At 69.3% G+C, this 25,581-nt stretch carries 19 protein-coding genes; 4 read left to right on the top strand and 15 right to left on the bottom strand.

Annotation, left to right across the window (positions count from 1 at the left end; genetic code table 11):
• Nucleotides 1-592: 592 nt before the first annotated feature.
• The 12 genes from tyrS to argC form a co-directional block, all read right to left on the bottom strand.
• Complete coding sequence (gene tyrS / locus AHIS1636_RS04100) at nucleotides 593-1,903, bottom strand: tyrosine--tRNA ligase (protein ID WP_264794534.1); 1,311 nt, start codon at nucleotides 1,901-1,903, stop codon at nucleotides 593-595.
• A 13-nt stretch (nucleotides 1,904-1,916) separates the two neighbouring features.
• Nucleotides 1,917-4,175, bottom strand: coding sequence for a HelD family protein (locus AHIS1636_RS04095; RefSeq protein WP_264794533.1), 2,259 nt, complete (start codon nucleotides 4,173-4,175; stop codon nucleotides 1,917-1,919).
• A gap of 107 nt (nucleotides 4,176-4,282) precedes the next feature.
• Complete coding sequence (locus tag AHIS1636_RS04090) at nucleotides 4,283-4,822, bottom strand: adenine phosphoribosyltransferase (protein ID WP_264794532.1); 540 nt, start codon at nucleotides 4,820-4,822, stop codon at nucleotides 4,283-4,285.
• A gap of 30 nt (nucleotides 4,823-4,852) precedes the next feature.
• Nucleotides 4,853-5,479 carry a DNA-3-methyladenine glycosylase gene (locus AHIS1636_RS04085; protein WP_264794531.1) on the bottom strand — a complete coding sequence of 209 codons (627 nt, stop codon included), beginning with the start codon at nucleotides 5,477-5,479 and terminating at the stop codon, nucleotides 4,853-4,855.
• On the bottom strand, nucleotides 5,479-6,480 hold the full coding sequence (locus AHIS1636_RS04080) for an SRPBCC domain-containing protein (RefSeq protein ID WP_264794530.1): 1,002 nt from the start codon (nucleotides 6,478-6,480) through the stop codon (nucleotides 5,479-5,481). The genes AHIS1636_RS04085 and AHIS1636_RS04080 overlap by 1 nt, the downstream gene beginning before the upstream one ends.
• Nucleotides 6,481-6,647: 167 nt before the next feature.
• Entirely contained in the window at nucleotides 6,648-8,072 is a 1,425-nt protein-coding gene (gene argH / locus AHIS1636_RS04075) for an argininosuccinate lyase (protein ID WP_264794529.1), read from the bottom strand.
• Nucleotides 8,073-8,178: 106 nt separating this feature from the next.
• The gene (locus AHIS1636_RS04070) at nucleotides 8,179-8,706 is read right to left on the bottom strand and encodes an arginine repressor (protein WP_264794528.1); all 528 of its coding nucleotides are present in this window, start codon (nucleotides 8,704-8,706) and stop codon (nucleotides 8,179-8,181) included.
• Entirely contained in the window at nucleotides 8,703-9,686 is a 984-nt protein-coding gene (gene argF, locus AHIS1636_RS04065) for an ornithine carbamoyltransferase (protein ID WP_264794527.1), read from the bottom strand. The genes AHIS1636_RS04070 and argF overlap by 4 nt, the downstream gene beginning before the upstream one ends.
• Complete coding sequence (locus tag AHIS1636_RS04060) at nucleotides 9,683-10,948, bottom strand: acetylornithine transaminase (protein WP_264794526.1); 1,266 nt, start codon at nucleotides 10,946-10,948, stop codon at nucleotides 9,683-9,685. Before AHIS1636_RS04060 ends, argF begins: the two co-directional genes overlap by 4 nt.
• The gene (gene argB / locus AHIS1636_RS04055) at nucleotides 10,945-11,865 is read right to left on the bottom strand and encodes an acetylglutamate kinase (protein ID WP_264794525.1); all 921 of its coding nucleotides are present in this window, start codon (nucleotides 11,863-11,865) and stop codon (nucleotides 10,945-10,947) included. Before argB ends, AHIS1636_RS04060 begins: the two co-directional genes overlap by 4 nt.
• Nucleotides 11,866-11,901: 36 nt before the next feature.
• A complete protein-coding gene (argJ, locus tag AHIS1636_RS04050; protein WP_264794524.1) occupies nucleotides 11,902-13,053 on the bottom strand; it encodes a bifunctional glutamate N-acetyltransferase/amino-acid acetyltransferase ArgJ in 1,152 nt (383 codons plus the stop codon).
• Nucleotides 13,050-14,081, bottom strand: a complete 1,032-nt coding sequence (argC, locus tag AHIS1636_RS04045; RefSeq protein WP_264794523.1) for an N-acetyl-gamma-glutamyl-phosphate reductase — start codon at nucleotides 14,079-14,081, stop codon at nucleotides 13,050-13,052. Before argC ends, argJ begins: the two co-directional genes overlap by 4 nt.
• A gap of 165 nt (nucleotides 14,082-14,246) precedes the next feature.
• On the opposite strand from argC, the gene AHIS1636_RS04040 reads away from it, so the two are divergent.
• The 3 genes from AHIS1636_RS04040 (at nucleotide 14,247) to AHIS1636_RS04030 (ending at nucleotide 20,539) form a co-directional block, all read left to right on the top strand.
• Entirely contained in the window at nucleotides 14,247-15,212 is a 966-nt protein-coding gene (locus AHIS1636_RS04040; RefSeq protein WP_264794522.1) for a quinone oxidoreductase family protein, read from the top strand.
• A 63-nt stretch (nucleotides 15,213-15,275) separates the two neighbouring features.
• Entirely contained in the window at nucleotides 15,276-19,148 is a 3,873-nt protein-coding gene (locus tag AHIS1636_RS04035; protein ID WP_264794521.1) for a Pls/PosA family non-ribosomal peptide synthetase, read from the top strand.
• Entirely contained in the window at nucleotides 19,145-20,539 is a 1,395-nt protein-coding gene (locus tag AHIS1636_RS04030) for a M1 family metallopeptidase (protein ID WP_264794520.1), read from the top strand. The genes AHIS1636_RS04035 and AHIS1636_RS04030 overlap by 4 nt, the downstream gene beginning before the upstream one ends.
• Here the strand turns inward: AHIS1636_RS04030 and AHIS1636_RS04025 are convergent.
• The 3 genes from AHIS1636_RS04025 to pheS form a co-directional block, all read right to left on the bottom strand.
• The gene (locus AHIS1636_RS04025) at nucleotides 20,505-21,221 is read right to left on the bottom strand and encodes a 4'-phosphopantetheinyl transferase family protein (protein ID WP_264794519.1); all 717 of its coding nucleotides are present in this window, start codon (nucleotides 21,219-21,221) and stop codon (nucleotides 20,505-20,507) included. The genes AHIS1636_RS04030 and AHIS1636_RS04025 overlap by 35 nt on opposite strands.
• 112 nt (nucleotides 21,222-21,333) lie before the next feature.
• The gene (gene pheT / locus AHIS1636_RS04020) at nucleotides 21,334-23,874 is read right to left on the bottom strand and encodes a phenylalanine--tRNA ligase subunit beta (protein WP_264794518.1); all 2,541 of its coding nucleotides are present in this window, start codon (nucleotides 23,872-23,874) and stop codon (nucleotides 21,334-21,336) included.
• Nucleotides 23,875-23,877: 3 nt separating this feature from the next.
• A complete protein-coding gene (gene pheS, locus AHIS1636_RS04015) occupies nucleotides 23,878-24,957 on the bottom strand; it encodes a phenylalanine--tRNA ligase subunit alpha (RefSeq protein WP_264794517.1) in 1,080 nt (359 codons plus the stop codon).
• A gap of 146 nt (nucleotides 24,958-25,103) precedes the next feature.
• Here pheS and AHIS1636_RS04010 point away from each other — a divergent pair, with 146 nt between their 5' ends.
• Complete coding sequence (locus tag AHIS1636_RS04010) at nucleotides 25,104-25,565, top strand: DUF4157 domain-containing protein (protein ID WP_264794516.1); 462 nt, start codon at nucleotides 25,104-25,106, stop codon at nucleotides 25,563-25,565.
• Nucleotides 25,566-25,581 lie beyond the last annotated feature (16 nt).

The following is a 25,581-nucleotide window of genomic DNA, read 5'->3' as shown; positions in this document are numbered from 1 at the left end:
TTCCAACAGACACACACCCGACAGCCAAGGAAAATTAGCCGGCCGGGCATGCACAAAATTCAAATCCAGGCTGATAAAACATCGCAGCACACCACGGGGGTGGCACACCACGACACAATCTCAACCAACAAAAAATTGGTATCAACAAACTTGGCACACTATTGAGTTCTCAAACAACAGGAGCAAACGATTACTTTGGAAAAGACGCGGTCCGTTTTCGGATCGCATTGTTTCGCTTTTCTTCGCTGCGATGTTTCTAAGTTATTCCATCCTTTTTGTTTCTGTCAAATCGGCGTTTTCCGCGATTTTACATTCACAAAAGAATGCGCCCACGACGAATTACAAAGCATTTCCGGCTTTAGCGCGGACGCATAGCCGAACCACTTTGGATTCTCAGGGGGTTTGGCCGCCTGCTCGCATTCCGTTTTCACGGCCTCGGCGGCGACTCAGAAGACATTACACGCCCTCCGAACGGTTCGCAAATCGGCGGTAAATTCGCCCAAAACCGAGGGGCCCGGCCTGCTGCCGGCCCTGATCGGACGCTGCAGCAGGCCGGGCCCGCTCATTGGTTCCCGCTGCGGGGAACAACCAGTTAGGACGCCGCGACCACCATGGCCAGAGTGCGCTTGCCTCGGCGCATGAGCAGGTACTTGCCGTGCAGGAGTTTCGCGGAGTCGATCACGGTTTCCGGATCCGTGACCTTGGCGTTGTTCACGTACGCGCCGCCTTCGGAGATCGTGCGGCGGGCCGCGGAGTTGCTGGCCGCCAGCCCCGAGGACACGAGCAGGTCGACGATGTTGAGTTCTCCGTCGCCGGCCGGGGCACTGGGCAGTTCAGCCGTGGCCGCAACGAGTGTCGCTTCGTCCAGCGCCGCGAGATCGCCCTGCCCGAAGAGAGCGGCGGAGGCCGCAATGACCTTTTCCGTTGCCTCGGCACCGTGGACGATCGAGGTCACGTCGTAGGCGAGGGCGCGCTGGGCTTCACGGGTATGCGGCCGTTCGGCTACGGCCCGCTCCAGTTCTTCGATCTCCGCCTTGCTGCGGAACGTGAATACCTTCAGCCGCTGCACGACGTCCGCATCGGCGGTGTTCAGCCAGAACTGGTACATGGCGTAGGGCGAGCACATGGCGGCATCGAGCCAGATGGCGTTGCCCTCGCTCTTGCCGAATTTCGTGCCATCCGCGTTGGTGATCAGGGGGGTGCCGACGGCATGCACGCTCTTGCCCTCGACCTTGTGGATCAGGTCGATACCGCTGGTCAGGTTGCCCCACTGGTCGGAGCCGCCCGTCTGCAGCACGCAGCCGTACTGCCGGAACAGTTCCAGGAAGTCCATGCCCTGGAGGATCTGGTAGCTGAATTCCGCATAGCTGATGCCCTCGTCCGAGTTCAGCCGGGAGGCGACGATATCCTTCTTGACCATCGTGCCGACCCTGAAGTGCTTGCCGACGTCGCGCAGGAAATCGAGCACGCTCATTGGCGCGGTCCAGTCCAGGTTGTTGACCATCCGGGCCGCGCTGGCGCCGTCGAAGTCCAGGAACCGCTGCACCTGGCCCTGCAGGTAACCGACCCATTCCGCGACGGTCTCCTTGGTGTTCATGGTGCGTTCCGCCGTCGGACGGGGATCGCCGACCAGGCCCGTGGAACCGCCCACCAGCGCCAGGGGCCTGTGGCCCGCAAGCTGCAGGCGCCGCATGGTCAGCAGCTGCACCAGGTTGCCGAGGTGCAGGCTGGGCGCCGTCGGGTCGAACCCGCAGTAATACGTGACCGGCTCCCCGGCGAGCAGCTTTTCCAGCTCGGCCTCGTCCGTCGACACCTGGACCAGGCCTCGCCACTTGAGCTCCTGCCATACACTGGCGAAGCCCGGATCATTCTTTTGGGAACTCAGAAACGTATTCGTTGACACGGGACCTAAATTATCAGCCTTCCAAGCCTGCAGGGATATCGCGTGCCGCGATGACGCGCAGCCGCTGCGTCGGCCGGGTCATGGCCACGTACAGGTCACCCACGCGGCCGGCCGCATCGTCGAGGATTTCCGCCGGTTCCAGCAGCAGTACGCCGTCGAACTCCAGGCCCTTGGCCTCCTTGGGCCCGATGACGGTGATGTCCTGGTCCAAGCCGCCGGCACCGCCGCCGACCCTGCCGTCGTAGACCCCGGCCAAGGCCCGGCGCAGGTGCGGAACGCGGTGCTCCGCGGCGATGACGGCCAGCAGGCCGCCGTCGAGAAGTTCCACCTCCTGCGGCACCGCGTCCAGCATCCGTGCGGCTAGCTCGCCGTGGTCCACCCGGTCGACGACGGGCGCCCAACGGCCTTCGCGCACGGCCTTCGGCGCCGAGACCACCTGGCCGGCGGCGTTCGCGACGCGCACCGCAGCCTCGGCAATCTGTGCGGGTGTGCGGTAGTTGACCGTCAGTTCCTCCAACCGCCAGCGGTCCTTCGCGAAGGGCTCCAGCGCCTGCTGCCACGACTGCGCACCGGCCGACGAACTCGTCTGCGCGATGTCGCCGACGATCGTGAACGACTTCAACGGGCAGCGGCGCATCAGCAGGCGCCACTGCATGGCCGAAAGCTCCTGCGCCTCGTCCACGATGATGTGCCCGAACGCCCAGGTCCGGTCGGAGGCGGCACGTTCCGCCGCCGTGAAGCGGGTCTCCTGGGCCTGGTTGTGGGCCGCAAGGTCCTCTGCGCTGACCAGCCCGTCGATGCCCGTTTCCTTCAGCATCTCGTCCACGTTCTTCAGCGACTGTTCCGCATTGGCCACGTCGCGGGCCCGGTCGTGTTCACGCTGCGCACGGTCGCGGCCGGCCGACGCGTCCATCGGGCCGAGCAGTTCCGCCGCCTCATCCAGCAGCGCAACGTCCGCCTCCGTCCAGGCGGCGTCCCGCGGCCGCTGCAGCAGGGCGCGTTCCTGCTCGGTCATTCCGGGGGCGGCGGCCTCGAGGTGGGCCGGCTTGCTGAAGAGCTCCCCGATCAGCTGCTCCGGCGTCAGCGGCATCCAGCACAGGTTCAGCGCGATCCGCACGTCGCGGGAGGTCCTGACATCTTCGGTCAGGTAGGCCCGGTCCGTGTTGTTGCCCGCTCCTGCGGACTTGTTCAACGCGTCCGTCAGCTGCTCCGTGAGCTCGCGCAGCAGGATCTTGACGAAAGTCGTCCGTGCTTCGTTGTGCGGTTTGCCGGTGGCCCGGGCCTTGTCCCGTGCGCGGATGACCTGCCGGGGCGTGAGCGTCAGCGTGGTCCCCTCGACATTGAGCTTGCGCGGGCCCGCGGGGATGCGCTGGCGGTTGGCGACGGCGCGGGCGACCACCTTGGCCATGGACGCGCGGCCCTTGAGTTCGGCGACGGCGGGATCCGCCTCGGGGACGGCGCTGATGTCGGGCATGAGCCGGCCCACCGTCGACATGACGACGCCGGTCTCACCCAGTGACGGCAGCACGCGTTCGATGTACTTCATGAAGGAATTCGACGGGCCGACCAGCAGGACGCCGGCCGACTTCAGCCGCTCGCGGTGCATGTAGAGCAAATACGCAGCCCGGTGCAGGGCCACCGCGGTCTTGCCCGTGCCCGGTCCGCCCTGGACGACGAGCACGCCCGGCATCGGGCTGCGGATGATCCGGTCCTGTTCGGCCTGGATCGTCCCGACGATGTCCGACATATGGCCGGTCCGCTTGGAATTCAGCGCGGCCAGCAAGGCGCCCTCGCCCTGCAGGCTGCTGGAGTCCGTCAGCATCGACGCGTCCAGCACGTCGTCCTCGATGGCCTTCACTTCCCGTCCCTTGAGGACGAGGTGGCGCCGGCGGCGCACGCCGTGGCGTTCGAAGGCCGTGGCCTGGTAGAAGACGCCGGCTTCCGGGGCCCGCCAGTCAACCATGAGGCGCTGCAGGTCCGCGGTGCTCAGGCCGATGCGGCCGATGTACCGCGACTCGCCGCCGTCCAGGTCGAGCCGCCCGAAAACCAGCCGGTCGTCGACGGCGTTGAGCTGTTCCAGGCGGTCCTCGTACATGGTGGCGAACGCGTCGCGCTCCGAGATGTTCTGCATGGATCCGACTGCGCCGCTGCGGCGGACACGGTCCAGCTGCTCCTGCTTTTCGGCGCGGAGTTCATCGAGCCGGCGGTACAAACCCGCCACATATTCCCGCTCATGGCCGAGTTCGGCGTGAGCTGCAACCGTTTCCTGCATTTTCCCGTTCCCCTCCTGCAAAGGCAGACCATCCATTTTACAGTGCCGCGGGTGAATTTTCCTTCAACCGCGGGCAAACCTGCGGGAACGGCAGGAAAGGGGTGCGGCTACTCGCGGACGAGGGAACGGATGCGCCGGCCCGCGAGGTTGGCCCGGCCGCGCAGGCCCGCCAGTTCCAGCACCACACCGAAGCCCGACACCTGGACCCCGGCGCGTTCGAACAGCCGCGCGGCGGCGGCCAGCGTGCCGCCGGTGGCCAGCACGTCATCCAGAATGAGCACGCGCATGCCGGGCCGGAGATCGTCCATGTGGAGCTCCAGGGTCGCGGTGCCGTATTCCAGCGTGTAGTCCTCCGCATAGACGCGGCGCGGCAGCTTGCCCTTCTTCCGGACGGTGACGACACCGCTGCCCGAGGCGTAGGCGCCGGCGGCGGCGAGCAGGAAGCCGCGGGCTTCGATGCCGGCCACCGCGTCGAACTGGCCGGCGAACGGGTCGATCAGCGCGTGCACGATGCTGCGCAGGGCCGGCCCGTCGGCGAAGACGGGAGTCAGGTCGCGGAAGACGACGCCGGGCTGGGGATAGTCCGGGACGGTTGCCGAGAGCCGTCCAATGATCGATTCAACAGGTTCAGGAGAGCGTTCTCGCACCCGTCTACCCTACCTGTCCCGGCGGGCGGGTCAGTCGGCGCTGCGGCGCCGCGGCTTCGCGGACCGGTAGGGCGAGACGGTCTTTTCGCCCTCCAGCCAGAACCGCCAGGGATAGTTCTCGGAGCCGCCCTCGCCGCTGACGCCCACCCGGGGACCGCTGCGGACATGGGCCGCCGGCGCGGGCACCGGCGGCAGGTGCAGCTCGAGTTCGCCGGGTACGAGGGCCCGGCCGTTGTCGGCCAGGGTCAGCCCCATCGCCTGCGCCAGCCGGGCCGGGCCCCGGGCCAGTTCCAGCGGGCCGCGGGCGGACGGCCGCCGCTGCTCGGCCAGCGACACCCCCTCAACGACTTCGCCCGCCCGGATCAGCACCCCGGTCGCCTGGCCGGGATGCCCGCAGACGATGTTCACGCAATGGTGCATGCCGTAGGTGAAGTAGACATAGATGTGTCCGGCCGGGCCGAACATGGCCTTGTTGCGGTTGGTCTGGCCGCGAAAGGCGTGCGACCCGGGATCGTGCTCCCCCAGGTACGCCTCCACTTCGGTGATCCGCACGGCCACGGTGCCTTCCGCCGTCGTGCGTGCCAGTCTGCCGCCCAGCAGTCCGGGCGCGACGTCGACTGCGGACCGGGCGAGCCATTGCAGCAGTGCAGCGTCCACTACTGCTGGGTGCCGCCGGTCTGCCGCCGGTAGAAGTGGGTCAGGGCCTCAAGCCGGTGCGCCGAGAGATGGACCTCGCCGCCGGAGAGCATCAGGGCCAGCGCGTCCAGCCGGTGGTGCCAGAGGGCCAGCAGCTCGGCTGCGCGCGAGGGCGCCATGAGGTTGTGCAGCAGCTTCAGCATCGTCCGGCCGTTGCTGTCCTCCAGCAGCCAGTGGACCGAGCTGTCCCGGACCTCGGGGCTCCGCCAGCTGTACTCGAGCCCCTGGCCGGCCAGCGCGTAGGTGACGTCGCCCTCCATGGTGAAGGTGCCGAAGTCCAGCCGGATACCGCCCCCTGCCTGCAGCTCGAGGCTTCCGGGCGCGAGCCAGCGGGAAAACTGCTGCTCTTCGGTCAGCGCCTGCCAGACGGTCTCGCGGTCCCCCGGGAGCAGGCGGTCGAAGCGGATGCACGGGTGTCCGGAGTCGTGGCCGAGCGTGCCCATGGTGTTCGACAGTGTGTACTCGCTCGCGTAGGCGTCGCGCAGCTGGTCCCAGCGGCGCGGCTGCGGCTGCGGGATCCGGCCGGCCGCCACCTCCTCGAGCGCGTCCAGCAGCGTGTCCCAGCCGGCGCTGCCCTCGGTCAGGAAGTCGCGGTTTTCCGCGCGGGAGCGGAACTGCAGCAGCGTGCCGCCGTTGCTGTCCAACGTACGCCATTCGATCAGCGACTCGTCGCCGAGCTCGTCCTCCCAGGTGAACTGGAGGCTCAACGGCGGATTGAGCTGCAGGACCATGCCGGTGACCGCTCCCCCGCCAACATCCAGCTCGTAGGGCTGCCCGAGTTCGAACCCCGAGATGGGCTTGCCGAGCCATTTGGCCAGCTGGTCCGGCTCGGTCAGCAGGCTCCAGATGTAGCGGCGCGGGTAGTCGAATTGCCGGTCGAAGGCCAGCACGTAGTCCGAGTCCACCCGCTCGATCCGCCCGGAAGGGACCGCCTTTTCCTCATGCGAGCTCAGCGTCGTCATCGTCACATCCTCCGCTTCGGTTGACTCGGGGCTTCGAGTCACAAACTACCCCAAAGAGCATTGTTACCGGCGGGTAACCTCGTCCTTGCGGCCGGAGGAAGCACGACGCCGGCTCCCGCCAGGGGCGCGGCGGGAACCGGAGCGCCGGGCGCTGTTCCGCGGTATCGTCAGGAGCCCTCGGCGTACCTGCGGACGGACTCCAGCTGGCTGCCGAGCTGCTCCAGCTGCCGCGCCACGGCTTCGGGTGCCGTGCCGCCCTGGGAGCTGCGGCTGCCCAGCGAGCCCTCGACGGTCAGCACCTCGCGGACCTGCGGAGTCAGGTGCTCGGAGATGCCGGCGTAGTCCTCGTCACTCAGGTCCCACAGCTCCACGCCGCGGCCCTCCGCCAGCTGCACCGCGGCGCCCGAGAGTTCGTGCGCGTCGCGGAACGGCACGCCCTGGCGGACCAGCCACTCGGCGATGTCCGTGGCGAGGGCGAATCCTTGGGGCGCCAGCGATTCCAGCCGGTCGGTGTTGAACTTCAGCGTCGCGACCATGCCCGAAACGGCGGGCAGCAGCAGCTCGAGGGTGTCGGCGGCGTCGAAGACCGGCTCCTTGTCCTCCTGCAGGTCGCGGTTGTAGGCCAGCGGCAGGCCCTTGAGCGTGGCCAGGAGGCCGGTCAGGTCCCCGATCAGCCGGCCGGCCTTGCCGCGGGCAAGCTCGGCAACATCCGGGTTCTTCTTCTGCGGCATGATCGAGGAGCCGGTGGAGTAGGCGTCGTCGAGGGTTACGAAGGAGAACTCCTTGGTCGCCCAGAAGATGACTTCCTCGGAGATGCGCGACAGGTCCACGCCGATCATGGCCGCGACCCAGGCGAATTCAGCGAAGACGTCCCGGGACGCGGTGCCGTCGATCGAGTTCCAGGTCGCGGAGTCGAAGCCCAGCTCCTCGGCGACGGCGTTCGGGTCCAGGCCCAGCGACGAGCCGGCCAGCGCACCCGAACCGTACGGCGATACCGCGGCGCGCTTGTCCCAATCCTGCAGCCGCTGCACGTCCCGCAGCAGCGCCCAGGCATGAGCCAGCAGGTGGTGGCTGAGCAGCACCGGCTGGGCGTGCTGCAGGTGGGTCCGGCCGGGCATCGCGACGCCGTGGTGTTCCTTGGCCTGTGCGACGAGCGCATCGACGGTGGCCAGTACGCCCTGGGCAATGATGCGTGCATGGTCGCGCAGGTACATCCGTCCGAGGGTGGCGATCTGGTCGTTGCGGGAACGGCCCGCCCGCAGTTTCCCGCCGAGCCGGGGGCCGGCGCGCTCGATCAGGCCGCGCTCGAGCGAGCCGTGGACGTCCTCGTCCGTCTCCGCCGCCGTGTATGCGCCCGAACGTACATCGGCGTCCAGCTGGTCCAGCGCCGCGAGCATGCCCTTCAACTCGCCCTCGTCCAGCAGGCCGGCCTGGTGCAGCACGCGGGCGTGAGCCCGGGAGCCGGCGATGTCGTAGGGGGCCAGCCTCCAGTCGAAGTGGGTGGATTTGCTGAGGGCGGCGAGCGCATCGGCGGGACCGCCGGCAAAGCGGCCTCCCCAGAGAGCTCCTTCATTCGTTCCTTGGGCAGCCATGGCTAGAATCCTTCGTCCGTAAGTACTTGTTCGCTCATCAGTAAATCAATGTCCGCGGGCCGCAGCGTGCGGCTGCGCCGACGTCGCGGCCGGTACCGCGGCCTGCTCAGGCCTCGGCCTGCTGCGGGTCCGCCAGCGCGAGGAAGCGTGCGGCCATCTCCTCGCCGCCCTGCGGGTCGCGCGTGACCAGCAGCACCGTGTCGTCGCCGGCGATGGATCCCAAGACTGCGGGAAGCACCGAGTGGTCGATCGCCAGGGCGAGGAAATTCGCCGCGCCGGGCGGGGTCCGCAGCACCACGATGTTGCCGGAGGCTTCGGCGGTGACCAGCAGTTCGGCACAGAGCTTGGCCAGCCGGGCGTCCAGCACCTCCTGGGTCACGCCCGTCTGCGGCAGCCGGCTGCCGCCTTCGCCGCGGATCGCGTAGACAAGCCCGCCGTCGACTCCGCGGACCCGGATCGCCCCGAGTTCCACCAGGTCCCGGGACAGTGTGGCCTGGGTGACCTGCACGCCGTCGTCCGCCAGCAGCGCGGCCAGCTCCGCCTGGGACCGCACCGATTCCGCCCCCAGGATGGCCTTGATCCTGGCCTGCCGGGCGGTCTTGGTGGACGGCTGCGAGGCCGGCTGCACGCTCATCGCCCGCGGGCTGCCGCGGGTTCCGTCGCGGCCAGTCCGGACGCGGCGAGCAGCCAGGCCATCAGCGCCTTCTGCGCGTGCAGCCGGTTTTCCGCCTCGTCCCAGACCACCGACTGCGGACCGTCGATGACGTCCGCGGCGATCTCGTAACCGCGGTAGGCGGGCAGGCAGTGCAGGACGACGGCGTCCGGATCCGCGAGCTTCATGGCCGCGGCGTCGACGGCGTAGCCGCGGAACAGCTCCTGCCGGGCCGCCTTTTCCTCTTCCTGCCCCATCGAAACCCAGGTGTCCGTGGCCACCACGTCCGCCCCGGCGAGGGCTTCCGCGGGGTCGGTGGTCACCGCGACCGAGCCGCCGGTTTCCGCGGCGCGCGCCCGGGCGGCCTCGATGATCCGTTCCTCGGGCAGGTAGCCCTCGGGGCCCGCGACGCGCACGTGCATGCCCGCGGTGGCGCCGGCCAGCAGGTAGGAGTTGGCCATGTTGTTGGCGGCGTCGCCGAGGTACGCCATGGTCAGCCCGGCCAGCTTGCCCTTGTGCTCGCGCACGGTCAGCAGGTCCGCCAGCAGCTGGCACGGGTGGTAGTCGTCGCTGAGCGCGTTGATGACCGGCACGCGCGAGTCTGCCGCCATCTCCTCCAGACCCGACTGCGCGTAAGTCCGCCAGACAATGGTCGAGACCATGCGGCTTAGCACCTTGGCCGAATCCGCGATCGATTCCTTGTGCCCCAGCTGCGACTCCCCCGGGTTCACGATCAGCGTGCTGCCGCCGAGCTCGGCGATGCCGGCTGCGAACGAGACGCGGGTGCGGGTCGATGTCTTGTCGAAGAAGACGGCCACGGTCTGCGGACCGGCGAGCGGCCGGTAGCCGTAGCGGTCGCGCTTCATCGCCTCGGCGAGGTCCAGCACTTCGGCCTGCTCGGCCGGGCTGAGGTCGGTGTCCACCAGGAAGTGGCGGACGACGGCGGTGTTGGGGGTGGTCACTTTTCCTCCTTGGTGGCGGCGGCATAGAGCTCCGGCAGCGCGTCGACGAAACGCTGCACCTGTTCTGCCGTCACGATGAGCGGCGGAGCCAGGCGGACGGTCGCCGGGCCCGTGGAATTGACGATGAAGCCGGCGTCCAGCGCGCGCTGCACGAGCGCCGGCGCGGCCTCGGCAGCGAGGTCGAACCCGATCAGCAGGCCTTCCCCGCGGACTTCGGTCACGAAGTCCAGCCCGGACAGCGCCTCGCGGATGGCCTGGCCGGTCTGCCGGACGTGCACCAGCAGCTGCTGCGACTCAATGGTGTGCAGGGTGGCCAGCGCCGCCGCGGTGGCCACCGGATTGCCGCCGAACGTCGTTCCGTGCTGGCCCGTGCCCAGCAGCGTGGACACGTCCGGTCCGAAGGTAATCATGGCCCCGATCGGGAAGCCGCCGCCAAGCCCTTTGGCCAGCGTCATCGCATCCGGGAGTACGCCTTCGGAGGCGAACCACTTGCCGGTGCGGCCGACGCCGGTCTGCACCTCGTCGAAAACCAGCAGCGCGCCCGCTTCGCGGGTCAGCTCGCGGGCCAGCTCCAGGTATCCGGCCGGGTAGCCGCGGACGCCGGCCTCGCCCTGGATCGGTTCGATGAACACCGCCGCCACGGTCTCGTCGACGGCCGCGCGCAGGGCGTCGGCATCCCCGGCCGGGATGTGCTCGACACCGCCGGGCAGCGGCTCGAACGGCTCCCGGTAGGCCTGCTTCCAGGTCAGGGCCAGGGCGCCCATGGTGCGCCCGTGGAAAGCATTCTCCAGGGCGAGGATCCGCCCCCGCTTGCCCCCGGCGTCGTTATTGCCGTGGCGGCGCGCGAGCTTGAAGGCTGCCTCCAGTGCCTCGGTGCCTGAATTCGCGAAGAACACCTTGGATCCGGCCGGCGCCGCGGACAGGCCCAGCAGCTTCTCCGCGAGGGCGATCTGGGACGGGCTCGTGAAGAAGTTGGACACGTGGCCGAGCGTGGCCAGCTGGCTGGAAACCACGCTGGTCAGCAGCGGGTGGGCGTGGCCCAGCGCATTGACGGCGATCCCGCCCAGCAGGTCCAGGTACTCCTTGCCGTCCGCGTCCCAGACGGTGCAGCCGCTGCCGCGCACCAGCACGCGCTGCGGCGTGCCGAAGACACCCATCAGGGACTGGTTGTAGCGGCCGAGCAGCTCCTGGTTGTGCAGGCCCTCGAAACCCGCGAGTTCCGTGGCCGACGTTCCCGCCGTGGCAGTGGGGTTCTGGCTCATTCCGCTTCTCCGTCCGGTACGATCTGGGTTCCGATGCCGGCCGTGGTGAAGACCTCCAGCAGGATCGAGTGCGCCATCCGGCCATCGACGACGGCGGCGCGTTCCACCGTGCCGTCGACGGCCTTGAGGCAGGCCTCCATTTTGGGAATCATGCCCGATTCCAGTCCCGGCAGCAGCTCGCGCAGCTCGGAGGCGGTGAGCGAGGAGATCAGCGACGACTTGTCGGGCCAGTTCGCGTACAGGCCCTCGACGTCGGTCAGGATGACCAGCCGCGAGGCCCGCAGCGCGTCGGCCACGGCCGCTGCGGCGGTGTCCGCATTCACGTTGAGCACCTGCCCGGCGTTCTCGCCGTCGCGGCCGGTTTCCGGGGCCACGGTGGAGATGACCGGGATGCGGCCGGCCTCGAGCAGGTCCAGGATGGCCGAGGGGTTTACGCCGACGACCTCACCGACCAGCCCCAGGTCCACGTCCTCGCCGTCCACCACGGTGCCGGTGCGCACGGCCTGGAGCAGGCCGCCGTCCTCGCCGGACATCCCCACGGCGTACGGCCCGTGGGCGTTGATCAGGCCCACCAACTCGCGGCCGACCTGGCCGGTGAGCACCATGCGGACCACGTCCATGGCTTCCGGGGTGGTCACCCGCAGGCCGCCCTTGAACTCCGACTCGATACCCAGCCGCTCCAGCATCGAGTTGATCTGCGGACCGCCGCCGTGCACCACGACCGGCCTGATGCCGACGTGGTGCAGGAACACGATGTCCTCGGCGAAGGCACGGCGCAGGTCGTCATTGATCATGGCGTTGCCGCCGTACTTGACCACCATGGTGGTGCCGGCGAAGCGCTGGATCCAGGGCAGCGCCTCGACCAGCGTGGCCGCCTTGTCCTGCGCGACAAGCATCGAGTTATTCGGGGATGTCATGGCTTCCTTCCGTTGCCGCGCCGGTGGCACCGGCGGTCAGCTGGAGTAGGCGGAGTTCTCGTGGACGTAGTCATGGGTCAGGTCGTTGGTCCAGATGGTCGCCGACTCCTCCCCCGCCTTTAGGTCGATAACGACGGCGACGTCGCGCCCCTCGAGGTCGACCTGGTCCCGCGGATCGCCGACTCCGCCGTTGCGGCAGACCTGGACGCCGTTCATGGTCACGTTGAGGTTTTCGGGTTCGAAGGCCGCGTCGGTCGTGCCGACCGCGGACAGCACCCGGCCCCAGTTGGGATCCTTGCCGAAAATCGCGGTCTTGAAGAGGTTCGACCGGGCCACCGCGCGGCTGACCGTCTCGGCGTCGCGCTCGGACGCCGCGTTGATGGTGGTCACGGAGATGTCGTGGCTAGCGCCCTCGGCATCGGTGATCAGCTGGCGGGCCAGCTTCGAGCAGAGCATGCCGAGGCCCCGGCTGAACTCGTCCAGGTCCGGCACGGCGCCGGACGCCCCGGAGGCCAGCAGGACCACCGTGTCGTTGGTCGACATGCAGCCGTCGGAATCGGTCCGGTCGAAGGTGACGCGCGTGGCCTCCCGCAGCGCCATTTCGAGGGCCGCCGCTTCGATCTGCGCGTCCGTGGTGATGACCACCAGCATGGTGGCCAGGCCGGGGGCCAGCATGCCCGCCCCCTTGGCCATCCCGCCGATCGTGTAGCCGGTGCCGCTGAACACGGCCTCCTTTTTGACCGTATCGGTGGTCATGATCGCCTCGGCGGCCTCCGCTCCACCTTCACCGCTGAGTGCCTTGGCCGCCGCCTCCACGCCCGGAAGCAGCTTGTCCATGGGCAGCTGCTCGCCGATCAGGCCGGTGGAGCAGACCAGCACGTCGCCGGCGGAAACGCCGAGGAGCTCGGCCGTTTTTTCGGCGGTGCGGTGCGTGTTCTGGAATCCTTCGGCGCCCGTGCAGGCATTGGCGCCGCCGGAGTTCAGGATGACCGCGTCTGCGCGGCCGTCACTGACGGCTTGGCGGGACCACTGTACGGGGGCCGCCGCGACGCGGTTGGAGGTGAAGACGGCGGCGGCGGACCGCGACGGACCGTCGTTGACCACCAGCGCGACGTCGGGCTTCCCCGAAGCCTTCAGGCCGGCGGTCACGCCGGCTGCGCGGAATCCTTGGGCTGCGGTGACGCTCACGGGGCAACTCCCTGGTGCGATAGGCCCGTGGTCTCCTCGAGACCCAGGGCGATGTTCATGGACTGGATCGCTCCGCCGGCCGTTCCCTTGGCCAGGTTGTCGATGGCGCAGCTGACGATGACACGGCCGGCGTGCTCGTCGAAGGCCAGCTGGAGGGCGACGTGGTTGGAACCCTGCACGGCTTTCGTGTGCGGCCACTGCTCCTCGGGCAGCAGATGCACAAACGGCTCGTCGGCGTAGGCCTCGGCCCAGGCGACGCGCAGCCGCTCGCCGTCGACACCGGGTTTGACCCGGGCCGTGGCGGTAGCGAGGATCCCGCGGCTCATCGGGGCCAGCGTCGGGGTGAAGGACACCTTCACCTGCTCGCCGGCCGCCGCGGAGAGGCCCTGCTCGATTTCCGGCGTGTGGCGGTGGCTGCCACCGACGCCGTAAGGGCTCATCCCGCCCATGACCTCCGAGCCCAGCAGGTGCGGCTTGGCCGACTTGCCCGCGCCCGAGGTGCCGGACGCCGCCACGATGACGACGTCGTCGGCCTCCAGCAGACCGGCGGCAAAGCCGGGCGTGAGGGCCAGCAGCGAGCTGGTCGGGTAGCAGCCGGGCACGGCGATGCGCTTGGCCTTGCGGAGCCGTTCCCGGTGGCCGGGAAGTTCGGGCAGGCCGTAGGGCCAGGTGCCGGCATGTGCGGAGCCGTAGAACTTTTCCCACGCCAGGGGGTCCTCGAGCCGGTGGTCCGCGCCGGCGTCGATGACCAGGGTGTCCTTCGGCAGCTGGGCCGCGATCTCCGCGCTGGCGCCGTGCGGCAGCGCGAGGAACACCACGTCGTGGCCGAGGAGGTTCTCCACGGTGGTTTCGACCAAAACCCGGTCGGCCAGTGTGTGCAGGTGCGGCTGCAGCCCGCCGAGCTTGCCGCCGGCGTTGCTGTGCGCCGTGATGGCCCCTATCGACACCTCAGGATGGGATGACAGGAGCCGCAGGACCTCGCCTCCGGCGTAGCCGCTGGCCCCGGATACTGCAACGGAATAAGTCATGGCGACACTCTACAGCAAAATTATTCATGGTGAGGGATATTTATGCACGTTACGATGGTGCCAAGGTGCGCCGACTGGGCTCTACGGCCTGATTCTAGCCGTCCTCCCGGCCGATCCCGCACACCGCATGGAAATCCGGTCTTTTTTGAAGGAGTGGCAGAGCGCATGGCAAAAGCAATCGTGGCGGAAGCACCCGGCGGCCCCGAGGTCCTGCAGCTGCAGGACGTCGACAAGCCCAAGCCCGGCCCCGGACAGCTGCTCGTGAAAATGGCGGCCGCCGGCGTCAACTTCATCGAGACCTACGAACGCAGCGGGATCTACAACGTCACGTTCCCCTATACGCCCGGCAGCGAAGGGGCCGGGACGGTCGAGGCAGTCGGGGACGGCGCCGCGGACTGGGCCGCCGGGGATCGCGTGGCCTTCTGCGAAGGGGCGCGTACTTACGCCGAATACTCGCTCGTCGATGCGGACAAAGCCCTGGCGGTGCCGGACGGGATCAGCGACGAGACCGCCGCTGCCATTCCCCTGCAGGGCCTGACGGCACATTACCTGGTCAATTCCAGCTTCAAGGCTGCTTCGGGGCAGACAGTCCTGACCCATGCGGGCGCAGGCGGGGTGGGCCTGATCCTGACGCAGCTGCTCAAGGCCAAGGGCGTCCGCGTGATCACCACGGTCTCTTCCGGCGAGAAGGAAGAGCTCGCGCGCGCGGCAGGCGCCGATGAAGTCCTGCGCTACGACGGCTTCCCCGAGAAGGTGCGGCAGCTGACCGGCGGCACGGGTGTCGACGCGGTATACGACGGCGTGGGCAAGGACACGTTCGACGGTTCCCTGGCCTGCCTGCGCACCAGGGGCACCCTGGTGCTGTTCGGCGGTGCCTCCGGACAGGTTCCGCCCTTCGACCTGCAGCGCCTCAACGCCGGCGGCTCGCTGTTCGTGACCAGGCCGAAGCTCAAGGACCACCTGCTCAACGCCGACGAGCGCGGGTGGCGCGCCCGGGAAATCTTCGGCGCGGTTACGGCCGGCGACCTGGACATCAGGATCGGCGCTTCCTATCCGCTGGCGGACGCCGCGCGAGCGCACGAGGACCTGCAGGGCCGGAAAACCACCGGAAAGCTGCTGCTCATTCCGTAAGGTTGCACACCTTACACCGTAAACGGGGTCATTCGTTCATATTGATAGGGGAAACTTGGCCGGGTGACTTCCTTTGCCCCCCAGTTGCCCGGCTCAACGGAGACGCCGGAGCCCCGAACCCTCATTGACATCCTCGTCGCCAGCGCCGAGGCGCATCCCGACGCCACTGCGCTCGACGACGGCCACCGCCCGCTCAGCTACAGCGAGCTGATGGATGAGGTGCGGGCAAAAGGGCGCCGGCTCCACCTTGCCGGCCTGGGCGCCGGAGACAAGATCGGCATCCGGATCGCCTCCGGCACGAGCGAACTGTACATCGCCATCCTGGCGACCCTCTACATCGGCGCGGCCTACGTCCCGGTCGACGCCGACGACCCGGACGAGCGTGCCCGGCTCGTCTTCGGCGAGGCAAAAGTCGCCGGGATCCTGACCGACGGGGACACCATCCGGGTCACGCCCGGCCGCCCCGCGCCCTTCCCCGCGGCTCGTCCTGCCGAGCCGACCGACGACGCGTGGGTCATCTTCACTTCGGGTTCGACCGGCACACCCAAGGGCGTCGCCGTGACCCACCGCTCCGCGGCGGCCTTCGTGGACGCGGAGGCGCGGATCTTCCTGCCCGCCGAGCCCTTGGGTCCGCAGGACCGGGTACTCGCAGGCCTGTCGGTCGCCTTCGACGCCTCCTGCGAGGAGATGTGGCTGGCCTGGCGCCATGGCGCGTGCCTGGTCCCCGCGCCGCGGGCCCTGGTACGCAGCGGCATGGACCTTGGCCCGTGGCTGCTCAGCCGGAACATCACCGCCGTATCCACCGTGCCCACCCTCGCGGCCCTGTGGCCGGCCGAGGCGCTCGAGAATGTCCGGCTGCTGATCTTCGGCGGCGAAGCCTGCCCTCCCGAACTGGCACGGCGCCTCGCCGTGGAGGACCGCGAGGTCTGGAACACCTATGGCCCGACCGAGGCCACGGTCGTCGCGTGCGCCGCCCCGCTCGGGGGCGGGGGGCCCGTGCGCATCGGGCTCCCCCTGGACGGCTGGGACCTGGCCGTGGTCGACGAGGCCGGGGTTCCGGTCCCCGCCGGCGGCACCGGCGAGCTCATCATCGGCGGCGTCGGCCTCGCCCGCTACCTCGACCCGGCGAAGGACGCGGAGAAGTACGCACCGATGCCGACGCTCGGCTGGGAACGCGCCTACCGCAGCGGAGACCTGGTCACCTACGACCCTGCCGGACTGCTCTTCGTGGGCCGTGCGGACGAGCAGGTCAAGCTCGGCGGACGGCGGATCGAGCTGGGCGAGGTCGACGCGGCACTGCAGGCCCTTCCCGGAGTCTCCGGCGCTGCCGCTGCCGTCAAGACGACGGCAGCCGGCAACCAACTGCTCGTGGGCTACCTCGCGACCCCGGACGGCTACGACCTGGACCGGGCGCGCGCGGTCCTGGCCGGCCAACTGCCCGCCGCGTTGGTTCCGCTCCTCGCCGTCGTGGATACGCTGCCCGTCAAAACCAGCGGCAAGGTGGACCGCAACGCGCTGCCCTGGCCACTGCCCGGTGCGCACACCGCCGACCAGGCCGGCGTCCCGGACCTCGATCCTGAGGCGGCCTGGATCGCCGATCAGTGGGAAGCGGTGCTGGGTACGCCGATCGCTTCCCTCGACGCCGACTTCTTCGCCCACGGCGGCGGGTCGCTGGCCGCGGCCCAGCTGGTCTCCGCCCTGCGGGGCAAGTATCCGACGATCGCGGTGTCCGAGATATACGCCCACCCGCGCTTCGGGGCGCTCGTCGACGCGGTGCGGCAGTCCGTCCCGGACGACCAGCCCGCTCATCCGCGCGAGCGCGACGTCCGCCGGACCACGCGCAGGGCCCAGGTCTTCCAGACGCTGATGGGCATACCTCTGGTCATGCTCATCGGCATGCGCTGGCTGACCTACCTGATGATCATCAACAATGTGCTCTCCTACACCGGGGTGTTGACCGGCGCACCGACCGTGTCCTGGTGGTGGGTGCTCGCGCTCTGGGCCGTCTTCGTCAGCCCGGTCGGCAGGATGGGCATTGCCGTGGCGGCCGCCCGGCTGCTGCTGCGCAAGGTCACCCCGGGCAACTATCCGCGCTCGGGCAAGGTCCACTTGAGGCTCTGGCTGGCGGAGCAGATCGCGGACATGGCAGGCGCCGTGTCGCTGGCCAGCGCGCCCTTCGTGCCCTACTACGCCCGGGCACTGGGGGCGCAGATCGGACGCGACGTCGACCTGCACTCCATACCGCCCGTGACCGGCATGCTGTCCGTGGGCACCGGCGCGGCCGTCGAGCCCGAGGTCGACCTGTCCGGCTGGTGGATCGACGGGGACCGCGTCCATATCGGTCGCATCCACGTCGGCGCGGGCGCCTCCGTCGGCGCCCGCAGCACCCTGATGCCCGGGGCCAGGATCGGCGCCCACGCCACGGTCGCCCCCGGTTCCGCGGTCAGCGGCAAGGTCAAGGCCGGCCTGCACTTCTCCGGGTCGCCGGCCGTCCGGAAGGGCAAGGCACGGCAGGAGTGGCCGGACGCGCCGCCGAAGTCGTCCCCGCTGTGGTCGCTGTTCTACCCGCTGGCTTCGGCGTTCCTGGCCCTCATGCCGTACGTGGCCGCCGCGGCGGCTGTCGCCGTCGTCGTACTTTTGGTTCCCTCCGAAAGCACCCTGTCGGAGGCCTTCCTGCCGCTGCTCGCGAGCGTGCCGCTGGCGGCCGCCGTCTGGTTCGCCGGCCTCATGCTGCTCGTTGCGCTGACCGTCCGGCTGCTGGGCATCGGCCTGAAGCCCGGCTTCTACCGCGTGCGCAGCCGGGTCGGCTGGCAGGTCTGGGCCACCGAACGTGTCCTGGACATGGCGCGGGATCTGCTCTTCCCCATCTACGCCAGCCTCTTCACCCCGGCGTGGCTGCGCCTGCTTGGGGCCAAAGTCGGCAGGAATGTCGAGGCCTCAACCGTCCTGCTCATTCCCAAGATGACCACCATCGGCGAGGGCGCCTTCCTGGCCGATGACACCATGGTGGCCTCCTACGAACTCGGCGGCGGCTGGATGAAGGTTGGCCCGGCCAAGATCGGCAAGCGCTCCTTCCTGGGCAATTCGGGTATGACGGGCGCCGGGCGGCGGGTTCCGAAGAACTCCCTCGTCGCGGTCCTCTCCGCAACCCCGGCCAAGGCCAAGTCCGGGTCATCCTGGCTGGGCAGCCCGCCGGTACGGCTGCACCGCACGGAGGTCGCCGCCGACGTGAGCCTGACTTACGACCCGCCTGCCAGGCTGAAACTCGCCCGATCGCTATGGGAGCTGTGCCGGTTCGTTCCGGTCATGGTCACCGTCGCCCTGGCCCTGGCCGTCCTGGCCGCCCTAGACCGGGTCGCCGGAACCTACGGCTATCTGGTGGCCGGGTTGGCCGGAGGCCTGGTCCTTGCCGCGGCCGGCGCGGTTGCCGCCGGCAGCTCGGTGCTCGCCAAATGGCTGCTCGTCGGCCGGATCCGTGCCGGAGAACACGCGCTTTGGAGCTCCTTCATCTGGCGCAACGAGGTCGTGGACACCTTCGTGGAGCTGGTGAGCGCCCCCTGGTTCGGCCGGATCATGTCCGGTTCCCCGCCCCTGGTCTGGTGGCTCCGCGGGCTGGGCGCGAAGATCGGCCACGGCGTCTGGTGCGAAAGCTACTGGCTGCCCGAGGCGGACCTCGTCGCGCTCGGGGACGGCTCGACCGTCAGCCGGGGCTGCGTGGTCCAGACGCACTTGTTCCACGATCGCGTGATGAGCATTGATACCGTGGAGCTGGCGGCCGGCGCCACCCTAGGCCCGCACGGAGTCATTCTCCCCGCCGCTTCCATTGCCGCCGGAGCAACGGTCGGCCCCGCCTCGCTGGTGATGCGCGGCGAGACCGTCCCGGCGGCCAGCTACTGGATGGGAAACCCCGTACGACCGTGGATCACCGGAGCATGAGTTCCAACGCCGGCATCCGGCCGGAGGAGGCCGCCGCAGCGCCGCCCGCGCCGCTGTGCCCGGCCCGCCCTGACCCCTACCTTCCGGGGTCGGGCAGCACGGCGTTTGCCGTCCTGCATTACGACCTTGACCTCGAAGTGAAGCTCGCCGCCAACAGGCTCTCGGGCCGGGCCCGGCTGACGGCGCGGGTCCTGGGGCCCGTCCAGCGGCTGGAACTGGACCTGGCACGCCTGACGGTATCCAAGGTCCTGGTCAACGGCCGGCGGCCGAAGAAGGTCTCGCATCGGGGCGGCAAACTCATTGTGGCGCTGGCCTCCCCGCTGGACGCCGGCGCGGACGTGGAACTGGACATCCGCTACGAGGGATCGCCCGTTCCGGTTCGCGGTTTGTGGGGCGAAGTAGGCTGGGAAGAACTGGACGACGGCGTCCTGGTCGCAGGCCAGCCCAACGGGGCCCCTTCGTGGTTCCCCTGCAACGACCGGCCCTCCGACAAGGCGACCTACCGGATCGCGGTGACCACGGACGCCGGCTACCGGGCGGTCGCCAACGGGGACCTCGTCCAGCACACCAAGAAGTCGAGCAGGGAAACCTGGGAATACCGGATGGACCAGCCGATGGCCAGCTACCTCGCCACGGTCCAGATCGGCCGGTACGGCCTCGAGGACCTGGCGGACGGCCGGGCTGAATCCGCCACCCGCAGCCGCGGCATCGTCCGGCAGCACATCGCAGTCCCCGGACCGCTCGCGGCCGACGCGCGCAGCAGCCTGGTCCGCCAGGAACACATGATGGAAACCTTCATTGACCGTTTCGGGCCCTACCCGTTCAGCCAGTACACCGTCGTCGTCACCGAAGATGAACTGGAAATACCGCTGGAGGCCCAGTCGCTGTCCGTGCTGGGGAGCAACCACCTCAGCTCTTCCTGGGAGGCCCAGCGGCTGATCGCGCACGAACTCTCGCACCAGTGGTTCGGCAACTCCCTCACGGTGGCGAGCTGGCAGGACATCTGGCTGCACGAAGGCTTCGCCTGCTACGCGGAGTGGATTTGGTCCGAAGAATCGGGCTCAATGCCTGCAGCGGCCCGCGCCAACGCCGCGTGGAAGAGGCTCGCGGCGCTTCCGCAGGACCTCCTGGTCGGCGATCCCGGCGCGGAGCTGATGTTCGACGACCGCGTCTACAAGCGCGGCGCCTTGGCCTTGGAGGCTCTCCGCCGGTCGGTGGGCGACGCCGCCTTCTACCGCTTGTTGCACCGGTGGGCCACCGAGCACCGGTACGGCTCGGTGGACACCGGCATGTTCATCGCAGTGGCGGAGGCCGAAACGAGCTTCGACGTGCGGGGGCTTTTGGACGCGTGGCTGTTCAGCCGCGGGCTGCCAGCTCTTCCCGGAAGATAATCCCCGGTTGGGACGAGCCGCCGACGGCCAGCGAGGCGGTCAGGGAGGCCGGGACCGGGATCCCGGCCTCCCTGGCGGGCAGGTCGAGGTCGAGGAGCCGGATTCCCGGCCGCTCCCCCGCGTGTCCGGGCCAGAGCATCAGCTTGGGGCTTCCGTCCGCATCCGCCACCCCGACGGAATCGGGCGCCAGCCGCAGGCCATGGCCCGTCGACTTCAGCAGCGCTTCCTTGCGGGTCCACAGTCGCGCGCGCAGCAGCCTTGGTGAGTCCGAGGACCCGACGAGCCGCCGTTCCTCCTCGGTGAAGGCCGCGGGGTCAATATTTTCCGTCTCCCCGAAGGCGTCCGAGCCGGCGTCCTCCAGGTCGACTCCCAGCAGCACCGGACGGAAAATGAGCGCCACGAGCAGCCACTGCCCGGTCCGGCTGTAGCTGAGCCGGACCGGTGAGGGAGCCCCGTCGAGCTGCAGCTGCGGCTGCCCGTGGCTGCCGTCATTTCCACGCTCGCAGTCCCGGCAGTCGAACAGCAGCTCCAGCCGCCCGCGGGCCACGTCCAGTTCCTCGGCCGCGAGGAGCAGGACCTGCTCACGCGCCCGCCGGCGGATTCCGTCGCGGCGCATCGGCTGCCCGCTTTCCTCGGCCTCCGCCTCGAGATGGACCAGCCGGATAATCACCTCGGCCTTCATACCTGCATCATTTCCTACCCCCGGTGGCGGCAGGACCTGGGCGCACCGCCCGGTCCCGCCGTCGTTGTTCTTCACTTATTACCCGTTGGAGCGACCGCTGCCAAGCGCGGACTCAGCGTTGGACCGCGCCGAACCGCTCGGCGGCCAGCGCGACGGCGGCGGCGCGCGCTTCCGAGGCCTCGTCCGCAGTCAGCGTGCGGTCATTGGCGCGGAAGCGCAGGCCGAAGGCCAGCGACTTCTTGCCGGCTTCGATTCCCGTGCCGGAGTAGACATCGAAAAGCGCGATGTCCTCCAGCAGCTCGCCCGCACCCTCGCGGAGGGTTTCCAGCACCACGCTGGCCGGGGTCTCCTGGTCCACCACGAGCGCCACGTCCTGCGTGGCCAGGGGGAACGTCGAGATGTGCTTGGCCACGATCACATCCGGGGCCGCGGCGAAGAGCAGCTCGGCGTTCAGCTCGAGCGCCACCGTGCGGGCCGGGAGGTCGCGTGCCGCCAGCAGCTTCGGATGCAGTTCGCCGGAATAGCCGACAGTCTCGCCGCTGCGCAGCGAGATCCTGGCCGTGCGGCCGGGATGGAAGGCCTGGTGCAGTCCCTGCTCGATGACCAGTTCGACGCCGAGGACATCGCCGACCAGGCGGGCCGTGTCCAGCGCGTCGGCCCAGTCCCACGGGCGCGGCGTGTGGCCGGCGCCTGCCGGCGAATCAAGCCCCATGAAGACGGCCGCGATGTGCAGCGGCTGGTCCGGAATGCCATCGTAGAGACCATCCAGCACCTCCTCGTCCGGGAGCGCGCCCAGCGGCGGGATCGAAGCCGAGCCGAGCCGCTCGCCCGGCAGGAACACCAGGCCGGCCTCGTAGAGGGCCAGGTCGCGGAAGCCGCGCGAGTGGTTGCGCCGCGCGGTCTCCAGCAGGCCCGGCAGGACGCTGGTGCGGAGGTAGCCGTGCTCGTCGCTCAGCGGATTGGCCAGCTTCAGTGCGCTGCGGCCGGTGCCGTCCGGCGAACCGAACGTGTCGTTGTCCGCCTTGGTGGCGAACGGGTAGGAAAGCACCTCGGTCAGGCCCGCGTCCGCCAGCGACTGCAGGACGCGCCGCCGCTGCTGCTGGATCCGCGTCAGCCCCCGGCCGGGCGGGGCGACGGGCAGCGTGGCGGGAATCTTGTCGTAGCCGACCAGGCGCGCAATCTCCTCGGTCAGATCCTCCTTGATGACCAGGTCCTGGCGCCAGCTGGGCACCGTCACCCGATATCCGCCGTCGTACTTCTCGACGCCGGCGCCCAGGTCCTGCAGGGAGGAGACGATCTGGTCCTCGGTGAATTCCATACCGATGCGTTCTGCCGCGTAGTGCGCCGGCAGGTCGATGACGACGGCGGCGGGTTCCTGCCCGGCGTCCGTAGCCGTGGCGTCGGCGGTGCCGCCGGCCAGCTCGGTCAGCAGGTCCACGGCCCGCTGCGCCGCCTCGTCCGCGACCTGCCAGTCGACTCCGCGCTCGAAGCGCTTCGAAGCCTCGGACGGCAGCTTGTGCCGGCGGCGGGAGCGGGCAATGCCGACTTCCTCGAAGTGGGCCGCCTCGATCAGGACGTTGACGGTGCTGTCGGAGACCTCGGTGGCGGCGCCGCCCATGACGCCGGCGATGCCGATGGCACCCGAATCATCGGTGATGAGCAGGTCTTCCGGATCCAGCTTGCGGACCTTGCCGTCCAGCGTCTCGAGGGTTTCGCCCTGGTTCGCGCGCCGCACGACGATGTCGCCCGCGAGCCGATCCAGGTCGTAGAAGTGCAGCGGCTGCCCGAGTTCGAGCATCACGTAGTTGGAAATATCGACCACCAGCGAGATGGACCGGATGCCGGCCAGGCGCAGGCGCGAGGCCATCCACGGCGGCGTCGGACGGGACGGGTCCACGCCGCGCACCGTGCGCGCCACGAACCGGTCGCAGCCGGGCTTCCCATAGATCGGGGCCTGGTCCTCGAGCCGGACCGGGTAGCCGGGACCATCCGCCGCCGCCACCGTCACGCCCGCGGCGGGATCCGTGAATTCGGTGCCGGTGGCGTGGGCATATTCGCGGGCCACCCCGCGGATGGAGAAGCAGTAGCTCCGGTCCGGGGTGACGTTGATCTCGGCTGCCTCGTCGTGCAGGCTGAGGACCTCAAGGGCGTCGCTGCCGATCTCGGGGTCCAGGCCGAGGGTGGAGAGCACGAGGATTCCGTCGTGGTCCTCCCCAATGCCGAGCTCGCGCACCGAGGCGATCATGCCGGCGGACAGGTGGCCGTAGGTCTTCCGCGGGGTGATCCGGAAGTCCCCGGGCAGCACTGCTCCGGGCAGGGTCACGACGACCTTGTCGCCCGGTTCGAAATTGTGGGCGCCGCAGACGATGCCCTGCACGCCCGAGGGGTCGATGCCCTCGCCAGTGAGGGTCTGCCCGCTGCCTTCCGGGACCACCCGGACCTGGCACCAGTTGATCGTCTTGCCGTTGGACTGCGGTTCCTTCTCTGCGGAGAGCACCTGGCCGACGACAATGGGGCCCTTCAGCTCGTCCAGCGGACGATGGACCGCCTCTTCCTCGAGGCCGACCTTGACCAGCTGGGCCATAACGTCTTCGGCCGTCGCTCCGGCCGGAACCTGGGCATACTCCCGCAGCCAGGAAAGTGGGATACGCATTACTTAGATCTCCATCCCGAAGTGTTCGCTGAATCGGACGTCGCCTTCGATCATGTCGTGCATGTCGCCGACCTCGTTGCGGAACATGAGCGTGCGCTCGATGCCCATTCCGAAGGCGAAGCCGGAGTAGACCTCGGGATCGATGCCCGCCGCGCGGAGCACGTTCGGGTGCACCATGCCGCAGCCTCCCCATTCGATCCACTGCGGGCCGCCCTTGGCGCCGGGGTGCCAGATGTCGAGCTCGGCGGAAGGCTCCGTGAACGGGAAGAAGTTCGGGCGCAGCCGGATGGAGGCTTCCGCGCCGAACATCTGTCGGGCGAAGTGCTCCAAGGTGCCGCGCAGGTCAGCCATGGACAGCCCCTTGTCGATGGCCAGGCCCTCGAACTGGTGGAACACAGGCGTGTGCGTGGCGTCAAGTTCATCGGTCCGGAAGACCTTGCCCGGGCACAGCACGTAGACCGGCAGGTCCCGCTCCAGCATGGAACGCACTTGGACCGGCGACGTGTGCGTGCGCATCAGGAGGTGGGCCTCGGGCGGCTCGACGAAGAAGGTGTCCTGCATCTCGCGGGCGGGGTGGTCCGGCTTGAAGTTCAGCGCGTCGAAGTTGAACCACTCGGACTCCACCTCGGGACCTTCGGCGATCTCCCAGCCCATCCCGACGAAGATGTCGCTGACGCGGTCCTGCAGAACGGACAGCGGGTGCCGGGCGCCGGCACGACGACGGCGGGGGGCCGCCGTAACATCAACGGCTTCCTCCACGAGGATCTGGGCGTCGCGCGCGGCTTCGAGTTCCTCGGTCCGGGCGGCGAGCGCCTTGTTCAGGCGGCCGCGTGCGGGGCCTACCAGCTTGCCGGCGGCGGCCTTGTCCGCCTTGTCCAGCTTCCCGATCTCCCGGTTGGCCAGGCTCAGCGGGGACTTCTCCCCGGTGTGGGCAATCCGCACGGCCTTGAGCTCCTCAAGGTCGGCCGCAGCGGCCATCGCCTCCATCGCCCGCTCTACAGCGGCGGCGATGGCTGCTTCATCAAGGGGGTGCGGCACGGCGGCAACCTGGGGGGACTCGGTCCCCACGGTGGTTTCAGACATGTGTGAGTACTTACCTTCGGTTCGCGTACAAGCGCCGCGACAGCGCCGATGCGGCGCAGCCGGCCCGCAATCGGGCCTGTCGTGGCTTCCCTAAGTCTAGTGGACGCCACCGACGCCCACTGAACAGGGCGACCTATGATGAACCCATGACCGCCGGGGAACGCCTGCGCCGCCTGCTCAACTGGATCAACCTGTCGACCCTGCTTGGACTCGGAACGGCCGGCCTGGCCCGCTGCTCGCTCCACGACGGCCCCCGCGGACTCATCCTCGCCCACGGCTACACCTGGCCGCTGCCAAAGGCCGCCGCCTTCACGCTCGGCAACGTCGTCCTGTTCCGGCCGGAGTCCGCCCGGCTGGCCGCCAACCCGGTGCTGCTGGGGCACGAAGCCCGGCACAGCACCCAGTACGCCCTCTGCCTCGGCCTGCCCTTCCTGCCCCTCTACCTGGCAGCGGCACTGTGGTCCCTGCTCCGGACGGGCGACCCGGCCTCCCGGAACCCCTTCGAGCGCGCGGCCGGGCTGCGCGAAGGCGGCTACCGCGAGCGCCCGCTGCGGTCCTTCCGGCCCCGCGGCTACCGCGGGCGCCGGCCACGGCCTTCGCAGCGCTGACCGCCCGCCCCTCCGG

This window comes from Arthrobacter mangrovi (assembly GCF_026011795.1).
GTDB lineage: Bacteria > Actinomycetota > Actinomycetes > Actinomycetales > Micrococcaceae > Crystallibacter > Crystallibacter mangrovi.
Note: the sequence above shows the minus strand (reverse complement) of the source record. Positions and strands in the feature narration are given on the sequence as shown.